Genomic DNA, 12,256 nt, shown 5'->3' on the forward strand with positions numbered 1-12,256 from the left:
GGTTTGGTGCTTTTTTCGTGTGTATTGATGTGTTATAATACAAAGAGCGCTTAGCATGGGGAAGGGATGAGGCTATATGAAAACATTAGGATTAATAGGCGGTATGAGCTGGGAAAGCACTATTCCATACTACAGGATTATCAATGAGGTGGTAAAGGAAAGGCTTGGAGGGCTTCATTCTGCCCGGATTATTCTCTACAGCGTGGAGTTTGCGGAGATTGAAGCATGCCAGGCCTCCGGCGATTGGGCCAAAAGCGCGGAGATACTGGCTGATGCGGCAGTGAAGCTGCAGCAGGCCGGGGCGGACTACATCGTAATCTGCACCAACACCATGCACAAGGTGGTGCCTGAAATGATGGAGCACTTGCAGATACCGATTATTCATATTGCTGATGCGGCGGCAGATGCCCTGAAAAAGCAGGGGATAAGGAAAGCGGCACTGCTGGGGACGAAGTACACCATGACCCAGGATTTTTATAAGCGGCGCCTTATGGATAACGGGCTGGAGGTAATTGTCCCGGAAGCGGATGATATTGAGCTTGTAAACGATGTTATTTACAATGAGCTGTGCCGCGGCGAAATCAAAGAAAGCTCACGGAAAAAATACGCGGCCATCATCAGTAAGCTGAAGGCTGCCGGAGCCGAGGGGGTAATCCTGGGCTGCACGGAAATAGGCCTTTTAATCAGTGCGGAGGACGCTGTACTGCCGGTATTTGATACAACGTCCATTCATGCAAAAAGAGCGGCCGACCTGGCTCTGGAGGATTGAAGGGGCGGCAGGAATCATATCTGGTGCACAGAATGATTTTTCTATTGCAATTTAGTTCAAAATAATGTAATATAATTGAGTGTTTGGGTTTCGCCGACTTGGTTTTCTAGTCGGCGTATTCTTTTTTAATTAGCTTCATAAGGAAGTAGAGGAGGATTAGAAATGAATGATGCTTTAGAGAAATTTTTTCATCTAAAGGAGCATGGTACCAGTGTCCGCACAGAGGTTATTGCCGGTGTCACCACTTTTATGACAATGGCGTACATTCTGGCAGTAAATCCTAGTATCCTGGGGACTACCGGGATGGATGCAGGTGCGGTATTTGCGGCTACCGCCATCGGTGCCTGCGTTGGTACATTGATTATGGCGTTTCTCGCCAATTATCCGTTTGTGCTGGCACCTGGCATGGGACTGAATGCGTTCTTTGCCTTTACCGTGGTGGCGCAGATGGGGTATTCCTGGCAGATTGCGCTGGCTGCCGTATTTGTGGAAGGTATTATTTTTATTATTCTGTCTCTCACCAAAGTGCGTGAGGCGATTTTCAACTGCATTCCGCCGGCATTGAAATACGGTGTTACCAGCGGTATCGGCCTGTTTATCGCCTTTATCGGCCTGCAGAATGCCAAGATTGTAGTGGACGGCCCTACGCTGGTAGGCCTGTATCCGTTCCGTGCCGCCCTGATGGATGGTTCCTTCCATGCTGTGGGCATTGGCGCGCTGCTGGCCCTTCTGGGTACGCTGTTCACCGCCGTGCTGATGGCTAAGAAGGTGCCGGGTGGCATCCTCTGGGGTATCCTCGGCACCTGGATTGCAGGTATCGTCTGCGAGCTGACGGGCCTTTATGTGCCGGATCCATCCCAGGGCATGTTCTCTGTAATGCCTAGCTTTGCCAATGGCTCAGTTGTTCCGAGCCTGGCTCCGACCTTTATGCAGATGGATTTCAGTGCCATCGCTACCCTGAATTTCGTGACCATCGTCATCACTTTTATGTTTGTAGACCTGTTTGATACGCTGGGAACCCTGATTGGCGTTGCCTCCAAGGCTGATATGCTGGATAAGGACGGACGCCTGCCTAACATCAAGGGCGCCCTGCTGGCTGACTCCGTTGCCACTACTGCCGGTGCAGTGCTGGGTACTTCCACGGTTACTACCTTCGTGGAAAGCTCTGCCGGTGTGGGCGCAGGCGGACGTACAGGCCTGACTGCCATTGTCAGTGCCCTGCTTTTCGCGCTGAGCCTGCTTTTGGCACCTATCTTCCTGGCCATTCCGGCTTTTGCTACAGCACCGGCCCTGATTGTGGTGGGCTTCCTGATGCTCAGCAGCCTGATGCGCATTGATTTTGATGATTTAACCGAGGCAGTGCCTGCCTATATTGCTACCATTGCCATGCCTTTTATGTACTCCATTTCCGAGGGCATTTCCATGGGCGTTATCTCTTACGTGATTATCAATCTTTTCAGCGGTGCTGCCGCCAAAAAGAAAATCAGTCCTGTGGTCTATGTGCTGGCTGTTATTTTCGTTTTGAAGTACGTTTTTGTATAAATTCTTATTGACATTACTAAAAGCTGATGGTAAAATATGTCAATGTGAGTGCGCTATAATAACTTATATGCGTGCTTTCCCCAACCGCACAATGAGGTTTGTAAATGAAGGGCTTTCGGGCGCTTCTACCGTAATTGGCGAGTACAATAACAGGGAGGTGTAAGAGAATGTACGCAATTATTCAGACTGGTGGCAAGCAGTACAAGGTTGCTGAGGGCGACGCTGTACTGGTTGAGAAGCTGGAGGCTGCCGAGGGCGATGTTGTTACCTTTGATCAGGTTCTGACCGTAGTAAAGGACAACGAGGTTGTTGTTGGCAAGCCAGTAGTTGATGGTGCAAAGGTTACCGCAAAGGTTGAGGCTCAGGGTAAGGGCAAGAAGATTCTTGTATTCAAGTACAAGGCTAAGTCCAACTACCGTAAGCGTCAGGGTCATCGTCAGCCGTATACCAAGGTTGTTATCGAGAAGATCGAGGCTTAATTATTTCAGATAAATGATTGAGATAAAGATTTATCGCAATTCCCAGGGAAGGATATCCGGCTATGATGTCCGTGGACACCACGGGGAGTATGGCAGTGATATAGTCTGTGCCGGGATTTCGTCATTAGCACAGGCCGCCTTGAAGGGCGTAGGGCAGCACTTACATCGCGAAGTTGATTACAGAGTAGCGAGTGGTGACTTGCATGCAAGGCTCAAGGGTGTTCCCGATGAATTAACTGATGCAATTTTAGAGACAATGCTTATTGGATTTTATGACATCCAAGAGTATGATCCGGATGAAATTAGTATTTCAGTGGTACAGGAGGTGTAACCCTGATGTTTAAGTTTGATTTACAGCTGTTCGCTCATAAGAAAGGTGTATCCAGCACTCGTAACGGCCGTGACAGTGAGGCAAAGCGCCTTGGTGTCAAGGAGCAGGCTGGCACTGTTGTAACCGCAGGCAGCATTATCGTTCGTCAGAGAGGAACTCATTTCCATCCTGGCAATGGCGTAGGCATCGGCAAGGATGATACCATCTATGCAAAGATTGCTGGTCGTGTTGCTTTCGAGCGTAAGGGACGTTTCAACCGTCAGGTTAGCGTTTATGCAGTAGAAGACGCTGCTATGTAATAGTAAAGAGATACCTGCGCCTGAATGGGTGCAGGTATTTTTTTCTTTATTCTTTATGTAGATGTTAGATGATGTATAAAAAGCTGGCATTGTTTTCAATACCAGCTTTTTATACATCATCAGATTTAAGAAGGAGGCAGGTATGCAGTTTATTGACAGAATTACCATCAAGGTTACGGCGGGCACGGGCGGCCACGGCAAGTCCGCCTTCCGCCGGGAAAAGTTTGTTGCCAAGGGCGGCCCGTCCGGCGGCGATGGCGGCCGGGGCGGTGACATTATCTTCCGCGTGGACAACAACATGAACACGCTGCTGGATTTTCGCTATCACCGCAAGTTTGTTGCCAAGAACGGCGAAAACGGCGACATAAAGAATCAGTACGGCCATAACGCGCCTCCATGTATTGTCAAGGTTCCCCAGGGGACGCTGGTGAAGGACGCGGATACCGGCGAGGTTCTGGCGGACTTGACGGAGCTGGGGCAGGAGGCCGTGGTTGCCAAAGGCGGCCGGGGCGGCCGGGGCAACGCCAAGTTTGCCAACAGCGCCAACCGCGCCCCGACCTTTGCCGAGTTCGGCGAGCCGGGCGAGGTGAAAAATCTTCTTCTGGAGCTGAAGCTGCTGGCGGATGTGGGGCTGGTAGGCTATCCGAGCGTAGGAAAGTCCAGCCTGGTATCCAAGGTGTCAGCGGCGCGGCCGGAGATTGCCGAGTATCATTTTACTACCATCACCCCGGTGCTGGGCGTGGTAAATGTAGGCGAGCTGGGTGATGAAAAGACCTTCGTCATGGCCGATATTCCCGGCCTTATTGACGGTGCGGCCGAGGGCGTGGGCCTTGGGCATGACTTCCTGCGCCATGTGGAGCGTACCAAGATTATCGTGCATATTGTGGATGCCTCCGGCATAGAGGGCAGGGACCCGGTGGAGGATTATTACAAGATAAACAAGGAGCTGAAGCTATACAGCGAGAAGATTGCCCGCCGTACCCAGATTCTGGCGGCCAACAAGATGGATTTGCCGGGGGCGGAGGAAAATCTTTTGCGCCTGCGGGAGCTGGCAGAGAAGGAGGGAATACAGATTTTCCCTATCTGTGCGGCTACCGGACAGGGGCTGAAGGATTTGATAAATGCCGTGGCAAAGGCTCTTGATGAATATGTGGAGGAGCCTGATGCAGAGGAAGGTGAAAAGGTCTACGAGGCTCAGGCTGAGGACCCGGACAAAATCACCATCAGCAGAAATATTTCCGGTGAGTTTGTGGTGAGCGGCAAGTCCCTTGAAAAGCTGGTGGCCATGACCAATTTCGGCAATGATGAGGCCCTGCGCCGCTTCCAGTACATCTGGCGCATCAAGGGCATTGACAAGAAGCTGCAGGAGCGCGGCATCAGGGAGGGCGAAACCGTCCACATCGGCGACATGGAGTTTGAATACAGGGAGTAGTGCGCCGCGGATGTGTTTCATCATATTATTGGGCTAAGCCATTGAGAGAGTGAGGATATAAATTGATAAAGAATACTTTGAACGGCAAGCAGAAGAGTTTTCTGCGCTCCATGGGCATGACACTGGATCCTGTTGTCAATATGGGCAAGGAAGGCGTGACCCCTACTGTGGTACAGGCTGCTCAGGAGGCGATTAAAAAGCGTGAGCTGATCAAGGTGCGTGTGCTGCAGAACTGCTTTGAAGAGCCGAAGGATGCCATTACGACACTGGCGGAGCGCTGTAACGCTGACCTGGTGCAGATAATCGGCCGCAACGGCCTTTTGTTCCGCCGCAATTTTGATAAGCCAAAAATCGAGCTGCCGAAATAATTTGCCAAAAAGATGGTGCAGGGAAGAGCCTTTGTATCGTCATGTATGAAAGGATGATTTGCCATGAATACCCGTGAACAGATAAAGGATGCCAAGCGTATAGTCGTCAAGGTCGGAACCAGCACCCTTCTGTACCCCAATGGCAAAATCAACCTGTACAGGATTGAGCGTCTGGCCAGGGAGCTTTCGGACCTGGCCAGTCAGGGGCGGGAGGTTATTCTTGTGACCTCCGGTGCCATCGGGGCAGGCATGGTGCGCATGGGGCTGGCAGAGAGGCCGGACAGCATGCAGGAGAAGCAGGCCCTGGCCTCCGTGGGGCAGGTGCTTCTGATGCACCTCTACGACAAGTTTTTTACGGAATACGGGCAGGTGGCAGGGCAGGTTCTGCTGACCAAGGAGAATTTTGCCAATCACAACCAGTATATCAATGCCAGAAATACCCTGATGACCATGCTGAAAAACGGCATTATTCCCGTGATAAATGAAAATGACGCCGTTACGGTGGCGGAGGTCAAGATTGGCGATAACGACACCCTGTCAGCTACGGTGGCGGCCATTGTGGATGCTGATGTGCTGATTATCCTATCGGATATTGACGGCGTATATGACGCCAATCCCCAGACGCACCCGGAGGCAAGGCTGCTTTCCGAGATTACGGAGATAACCTCCGGCGTGGAGGCCATGGCCGGAGGGGCGGGTTCCTCGGTGGGAACGGGCGGCATGGCCACCAAGATCGAGGCGGCGAAGATTGCCACCGCCGCCGGTGTTACCATGTTTATTGCCTCCGGCGGGGAAGACGGCATGCTCAGGCGCATTATTGAGGGCGAGGATGTGGGCACGGTATTTCCGCCGAAGGATGCCCATCTCAGGGCGCGGAAGGGCTGGCTGGCCTTTGGCAGGCGCATTTCCGGCGTGCTGGTGGTGGACGAGGGCTGCGTAAGGGCGCTGAAGAAGGGTTCCAGCCTGCTGGCTGCGGGCATTGTGGCAACCGAAGGCGGGTATGGCGCCGGCAGTACGGTGCGCGTGCTGACGACCGATTATCAGGAGATAGCCCGCGGTACCATAGCCTACGATGCCGCTACGGTGGAAAAGATAAAGGGCAGAAAGACCAGCGATTTTACGGATATCATCAGCGGAGAAATTCATGACGAGGTAATTCACCGCGATAACATGGTTCTTATGATATAATGTGTATGTGACAGGCTGATGAGCAGACAGGCTGTTACAGCAGTCCATGTGATTTTGGAGGGAAAGGTATGGCTTTACAGGAAAAGATTGTCAGTCAGGCGCAGGCAGCCAAGAGTGCGGCGGTCAGGATGAACGGGCTTTCGACGATTACGAAAAACAACGCCCTGCTGGCTATGGCGCATGCTCTGGAGCAGAGGTGCAGCGCCATTTTGGAGGCAAATGCCGTGGATCTGGAGGAGGCCCGCAAAAAGGGCATTAAGCGTTCTTTTTTGGACAGGCTGATGCTGGATGAAAGCCGGGTGGCCGGTATGGCCGACGGGCTTCGGCAGGCGGCGGCCCTGCCGGATCCTGTCTGGGAGGAGGATTATGCCAATGTCCGTCCCAACGGGCTGGAAATCCGCCGCGTCAGGGTGCCGCTGGGGGTAGTGGGCATGATTTACGAGGCGCGTCCCAATGTGACGGCTGATGCCATCGGCCTCTGCCTGAAGTCAGGCAATGCTGTCCTCCTGCGGGGCGGCTCCGAGGCGATTATTTCCAACAAGGCCATTGCCGGCATCATGGCGGAGGCTGCCTACCACGCCGGCATCCCGGAGGGAGCCATTCAGCTGGTGGAGCAGACGGACAGGGAAGCCGTGGATGTGATGCTGCAGCTGCGCGACTACATAGACGTGATTATTCCGCGGGGCGGGGCAGGGCTGATTAAGAAGGTCGTGTCCGACAGCAAGGTGCCTGTGATTGAAACCGGCACCGGCGTCTGCCACACCTTTGTGGATGCCTCGGCGGATCTGGCTATGGCACTGAAAATTGCTGTCAATGCCAAGACCTCAAGGCCGGCCGTCTGCAACGCCATGGAAACCCTGCTGGTACACGAGGCGGCCGCGGCTGATTTCCTGCCTATGGTGGTGCAGGCCATGTCCGAAAAGGGCTGTGAGCTGCGGGGCTGCCCGAAGTGCCGCGAGCTGGTAGTAGGCATGGGCGAGGCCTCGGAGGAAGACTGGGCGACGGAGTATGATGACCTCATTCTTTCCGTCAAGGTCGTTGCCGATGTGCAGGAGGCTATTGAGCATATCAACAGGTACAATACCGGCCATTCTGAAACCATTGTGACGGAGAGCCTGGCCAATGCAAGGCTGTTCCAGCGCTGTGTCGATGCGGCCGCGGTGTACGTCAATGCCTCCACCCGCTTTTCTGATGGCTGTGAGTTCGGCTTTGGTGCGGAAATCGGCATCAGCACCCAGAAGCTGCACGCCAGGGGGCCTATGGGCCTGCTGGCGCTGACCAGCACGAAATATCTGGTGATGGGCGATGGGCAGGTACGCTAGGCTGCGGGGATATCTGCACACGCTGCGGCAGTATTGGCAGACGGAAAAGGGACATCATGATATCTGTGATTACCTGCGGGCTGTTGCCATAGTCCTCGGCGTCATGGCCGCCGTGCTGCTGGCATGGCGGCTGGCGGCTGTGGGGGATTAGGCCCGGCAGGGGAGTTCAGGAGGAGATGGCAGTGAAAAAGAGGATAGGCATTTTTGGCGGCACCTTTGATCCTATCCATCTGGGGCATTTAATCGTAGCAGAAACCCTGATGGACGAGTTTTCACTTGACAAGGTGGTTTTTATTCCGGCCGCTGTGCCGCCGCACAAGCTGGGGCAGGAGATTTCCGACGCCCGGCACCGGTATATGATGACCATGCTGGCTACCTGCTCGAATCCTGGGTTTCAGGTTTCTGACATGGAGATGAAGCGTACCGGGCCGTCCTACAGCCATGACACGTTGGCGGAGCTTATCAGGGAGCATGGCAGGGAAACGGAGTTTTACTTTATCGTGGGAGCTGATTCCGTAGCCAGCCTGCACACCTGGAACAGAATCGATGAGCTCCTGTCCATGTGCCATTTTATCGGTGCGTCCCGGCCGGGCTGTATGCCTGACATGGCGGATATCCGCCGCCGCTTCGGCCCGCTGGCGGAGAAGATACACTGCCTCGAAACGCCGGAGCTGGAGATATCCTCCACGGACATCAGGGAGCGGATACGGCGGGGCAGGACTGTCCGTTATATTGTTCCGGAAGCTGTGGAACAATATATTTACAAGGAAAGATTGTATTTATAAATATTTAGTTGTGTGTTATAATGGCAATGTTGGGAAGGTTTTGAGTATGACTTATGAGGAAATGCAGGCAAAGCTGAAGAGCCGCCTGAAGCCGGGGCGCTACGAGCATTCCCTGGGGGTAGCGGAGACGGCGGCCTTTCTGGCCGGACGCTTTCAGGTGAGTGAGGAAAAGGCGCGGATTGCCGGGCTTCTCCATGACTGTGCCCGCCAGTATCCCAATGAGCAGCTGCCGGCAGAAGCCGCCAGGCGGGGGATTGCCATCGGGCCGGTGGAAAAGGCTATGCCGCTGCTGCTGCACGCCTATATCGGGGCGGAGCTGGCCAGGGAGGAATACGGCATAGATGATGAGGAGATATGCCGGGCCATCTACCGGCATACGGTAGGCGGCCGCAATATGACGGCACTGGACAAGATTATCTACTTTGCGGATATGATTGAGCCGGGCAGGTCCTATCCGGAGGTGGAGGAGCTGCGCAGGCTGTCAAGGGAGGCCTCCCTTGATGAAATGGTGCTGGAAGGGCTGAGCCGGTCCATCATATTTGTTGCGTCCAAGGGGCATCTGCTGCATCCCGATACCATAGCGGCCAGAAATGATATACTGTTGAAGAACTCTGCGGAAGATTTGGATTGATGCCTATGGAGAGCCAGACAAAACTGAATGTGCAGCGCAAGCGGAAGATTTTGCGCAAAAAACGCCGGATTAAGTTTTTCCGGGTGATTGTTTTTCTGCTTCTTCTGGCTGGTGCGTTGACGGCGGCAGGCTGGGTGTCAGTCCGGCTTTACAGCTGGGCAAGCCAGACCTATGCCACCTACGCCGAAATCTACGATGGCTACAAGCAGCGGCGGGCACTGAGGGCGGCCAGCTTTGACCCGCGTTTTGACGGCTATACCAACATCCTGTTTGTGGGGCTGGATGCAGGGCGGGAGGATTCCGGCCAGCAGGCGGACAATCTTTTTCTGGTCAGTCTCTGCCATGAGGATGGTGCAGTACGGATTCTCAACATTCCCCGCTATACCCTGACGCAGATTCCGGGCATGCCACAGGCGGAGCGCATCAACAACGCGTACCATTACGGCGGGATTCCCCTGCTGGAGCAGAGCGTTGCCGGCCTGCTGGGAGTGACGATACATCATTATGTGGTCATAGACATAGAAGCGCTGAAGGAAGTGGTGGATGTCGTGGGCGGCATAGATGTTTACGTGGAAACTCCTATGGACTATGAGGATCCGGAGGGGGATTTGTACATTCATATCCCCAAGGGCTATCAGCACATGGATGGCGATACGGCACAGAAATACCTGCGCTTTGCCAGTGATGAGCTGGGCGCATACGGACGGGCCAAAAGGCAGCAGGCCTTTGTCAAGGCCGTCTACGACCGGATGCTGCAGCCGGATATGGTGGCCAGGCTGCCACTTCTGGCCGATGTGTGGCAGCGCAGGGTGAACACGACAATTGAGGCCTTTGATTCCGCTCACTTTACCAATCTGGTGCGCAAGCTGTCCGGTACCCGGCCGGAAATGATTCTCCTGCCCGGCGGCTGGGATCAGAACGGCTCGTGGGTATGCGACCAGGCGGCCGCGGAGGCGAAGATGGCAGAGCTGTTTCCGGCGGAGCCTGAGCCGGAGGAAAACAAAGGATTTTTTGGAATTTTTTAAGGAGGAAAGGTATGGTAAAGACATCTCTCGATTTGGCTAAGCTGATTGCAGACGCGGCTTCGGATAAAAAAGCCCGCGATATTGTACTGATGAATATGGACGGACTGACGCCTGCCACTGATTATTTTGTGGTATGCTCCGCCGGCAGCACCACCCAGGTGCGTGCCATCGCTGACAGCATTGAGGACAAGCTGCAGGAGGATGAGGGCATCGAGTTTATGCACAAGGAAGGCTACCGCGAAGGTGAGTGGGTGCTCATGGATTATGGCGACTGCGTAGCGCACATTTTCCTGCAGGACAGCCGCGAGTATTATTCGTTGGAAACTCTGTGGGGCGATGCAGAGCTTACCGCCTACGAGGGTTGACGATGGCTGGAATAAATAATTCATTCAGAAGCGGACGCCGCAGGGAGAGCCGTTCACCGCGACCGGAGAAGCCGCGGCTGAAATACGGGCCAAGCACGGTAGCCGTGCTGAAGGTGGTGCGCCAGTCCGAGATGGGCGCATTCCTGGATGCGGAAACCGGCAATACAAATGATGATATCCTGCTGCACAAGACGCAGCAGACGGGAGAGGTACATGTCGGGGACGAGGTGAAGGTCTTTCTCTATCTGGACCCGAAGCATCGCCTGACAGCCAGCATGCGGGTGCCGAAGCTGAAGGAAGGGCAGATTGCCAGGATGAGGGTAATCAACGTCAGCAAGGATGGTGCTTTTCTGGACGTGGGCGCGGAGCGGGGCATTTTCATGCCTTATGCCGGCATGCGGGGCAAGCTGCAGATTGGCGAGGTGGTATGGGCCAAGCTCTACACGGACAAGTCCGGGCGGCTGGCCGTGACCATGAAGGTAGAGGACGAAATGCGGCGTGCTTCCGTCCGGGCGGAAAATGTGCGCGTCGGCCAGATGGTGAGGGGCTCCGTGTACAACATAACGGACAGGGGAGCCTTTATGCTGACGGAGGAGCGGTATATCGCCTTTATCGCCAACAAGGAAATGGCGGACAGGCCGCGGGTAGGTCAGGAGCTGGAGGCCCGCGTCACCTACATACGCCCTGACGGCAGGCTGAATGCCTCCCTGCGGGAAGCAAAGGAAAAGGCCATGCTGTCAGATTCGGACAGGGTGCTGATGTTTCTGCAGTCCAACAACGGCAGGATGCCTTACGGTGACAGCAGCAGCCCGGAGCTGATAAAGGGGAAATTCAAAATCAGCAAGGCTGCGTTCAAGCGCGCTATAGGTCGTCTGTACAAGGACGGACTGATAGAGATGCGCGATGGGTGGACTTATTTAAAATCCGAAATTAATTCTTAAACTTTTTTATCTATTTAGCAGGATTTTTTCTATTTGTAACGAATTTACTATATTGAGAGAGGAAATTCATGTGGTAAATAAATCCAGCTTTCAGAAAAAGGCTGGGGAATGATAAAATGGGGGCGATAGAATGGCAGTCGAAGAGAATAAGGGAATATTGCTGGAAACAGGTACTAATGAGTTTGAAATCGTAGAGTTCAGCATTGGCTCCGTAAATTACGGCATAAACGTAGCCAAGGTCAGGGAGGTTATTACCCGCACGCCGGTGACGGAGATGCCGCAGGCACATCCGTATATTGACGGCCTGTTTACCTTGCGTGGCAAGGCGATTCCGCTGGTAAACCTGCCGCGGTGCCTGAATGTCCAGACCATGGATGAGCCGAAGAACATCATCGTAACTGAAATCAACAACTATGACATCGGTTTTCTGGTGGACAGCGTATCGCGCATTCACCGCATTTCCTGGAAGAATATGGAGCCTGCTCCGGAGGTGGGCGATCAGTCCAGGGTTGTGGGCATCGTAAAGATGCAGGAGAAGATTATCCTCCTGCTGGACTTTGAGACCATCATCGCGGAGATTAATCCGGAGATTAATGCCAAGCTGACCACCTTTGACGATGCGACCACGGATATGAAGGCGGAGCGTTCCAACGTGCACGTTCTCTGTGCAGAGGATTCCCCGCTGCTCCGTGAGCTTCTGGTCAACACTCTGCATGAATCCGGCTATCGCTTTGTCCGTGATTTCAACAACGGTCAGGATGCCTGGAACTATCTGTCCA

At 53.9% G+C, this 12,256-nt stretch carries 16 protein-coding genes; all 16 read left to right on the forward strand.

The genetic code is table 11. The features are described 5' to 3' along the window. The first annotated feature begins 76 nt into the window (after positions 1–76). Complete coding sequence (locus ACI3UA_RS09880) at positions 77–769, forward strand: aspartate/glutamate racemase family protein (RefSeq protein WP_439724648.1); 693 nt, start codon at positions 77–79, stop codon at positions 767–769. Positions 770–931: 162 nt separating this feature from the next. Further along, the gene (locus ACI3UA_RS09885; protein WP_439724649.1) at positions 932–2,311 is read left to right on the forward strand and encodes an NCS2 family permease; all 1,380 of its coding nucleotides are present in this window, start codon (positions 932–934) and stop codon (positions 2,309–2,311) included. A 167-nt stretch (positions 2,312–2,478) separates the two neighbouring features. Beyond that, positions 2,479–2,790, forward strand: a complete 312-nt coding sequence (gene rplU, locus ACI3UA_RS09890) for a 50S ribosomal protein L21 (RefSeq protein ID WP_439724650.1) — start codon at positions 2,479–2,481, stop codon at positions 2,788–2,790. A gap of 13 nt (positions 2,791–2,803) precedes the next feature. Continuing rightward, the gene (locus ACI3UA_RS09895) at positions 2,804–3,121 is read left to right on the forward strand and encodes a ribosomal-processing cysteine protease Prp (RefSeq protein ID WP_439724651.1); all 318 of its coding nucleotides are present in this window, start codon (positions 2,804–2,806) and stop codon (positions 3,119–3,121) included. Between the two features lie 5 nt (positions 3,122–3,126). Beyond that, positions 3,127–3,420, forward strand: coding sequence for a 50S ribosomal protein L27 (gene rpmA, locus ACI3UA_RS09900; RefSeq protein ID WP_154405549.1), 294 nt, complete (start codon positions 3,127–3,129; stop codon positions 3,418–3,420). A 142-nt stretch (positions 3,421–3,562) separates the two neighbouring features. Next, positions 3,563–4,852, forward strand: coding sequence for a GTPase ObgE (gene obgE, locus ACI3UA_RS09905; protein WP_439724652.1), 1,290 nt, complete (start codon positions 3,563–3,565; stop codon positions 4,850–4,852). Positions 4,853–4,914: 62 nt separating this feature from the next. Further along, a complete protein-coding gene (gene yhbY / locus ACI3UA_RS09910) occupies positions 4,915–5,220 on the forward strand; it encodes a ribosome assembly RNA-binding protein YhbY (protein WP_439724653.1) in 306 nt (101 codons plus the stop codon). A 63-nt stretch (positions 5,221–5,283) separates the two neighbouring features. After that, entirely contained in the window at positions 5,284–6,408 is a 1,125-nt protein-coding gene (proB, locus tag ACI3UA_RS09915; protein WP_439724654.1) for a glutamate 5-kinase, read from the forward strand. Between the two features lie 68 nt (positions 6,409–6,476). Next, positions 6,477–7,730 carry a glutamate-5-semialdehyde dehydrogenase gene (locus ACI3UA_RS09920; protein ID WP_439724655.1) on the forward strand — a complete coding sequence of 418 codons (1,254 nt, stop codon included), beginning with the start codon at positions 6,477–6,479 and terminating at the stop codon, positions 7,728–7,730. Further along, a complete protein-coding gene (locus ACI3UA_RS09925; RefSeq protein WP_439724656.1) occupies positions 7,714–7,881 on the forward strand; it encodes a hypothetical protein in 168 nt (55 codons plus the stop codon). Before ACI3UA_RS09920 ends, ACI3UA_RS09925 begins: the two co-directional genes overlap by 17 nt. A gap of 31 nt (positions 7,882–7,912) precedes the next feature. Continuing rightward, complete coding sequence (gene nadD / locus ACI3UA_RS09930) at positions 7,913–8,515, forward strand: nicotinate-nucleotide adenylyltransferase (protein ID WP_439724657.1); 603 nt, start codon at positions 7,913–7,915, stop codon at positions 8,513–8,515. Positions 8,516–8,561: 46 nt separating this feature from the next. Continuing rightward, entirely contained in the window at positions 8,562–9,146 is a 585-nt protein-coding gene (yqeK, locus tag ACI3UA_RS09935) for a bis(5'-nucleosyl)-tetraphosphatase (symmetrical) YqeK (protein ID WP_439724658.1), read from the forward strand. Beyond that, positions 9,146–10,171, forward strand: a complete 1,026-nt coding sequence (locus ACI3UA_RS09940) for an LCP family protein (protein ID WP_439724659.1) — start codon at positions 9,146–9,148, stop codon at positions 10,169–10,171. The genes yqeK and ACI3UA_RS09940 overlap by 1 nt, the downstream gene beginning before the upstream one ends. Positions 10,172–10,182: 11 nt before the next feature. Then, positions 10,183–10,536, forward strand: coding sequence for a ribosome silencing factor (gene rsfS / locus ACI3UA_RS09945; RefSeq protein ID WP_439724660.1), 354 nt, complete (start codon positions 10,183–10,185; stop codon positions 10,534–10,536). A 2-nt stretch (positions 10,537–10,538) separates the two neighbouring features. Next, positions 10,539–11,477: a CvfB family protein gene (locus ACI3UA_RS09950; protein ID WP_439724661.1), complete on the forward strand. Its 939-nt coding sequence runs from the start codon at positions 10,539–10,541 to the stop codon at positions 11,475–11,477. A gap of 130 nt (positions 11,478–11,607) precedes the next feature. Further along, on the forward strand, positions 11,608–12,256 hold a 649-nt coding region (locus ACI3UA_RS09955; RefSeq protein WP_439724662.1), incomplete at its 3' end, for a chemotaxis protein CheW.

The sequence above is a fragment of the Anaerovibrio sp. genome (genome assembly GCF_051866355.1).
Classification (GTDB): Bacteria; Bacillota; Negativicutes; order Selenomonadales; family Selenomonadaceae; genus Anaerovibrio.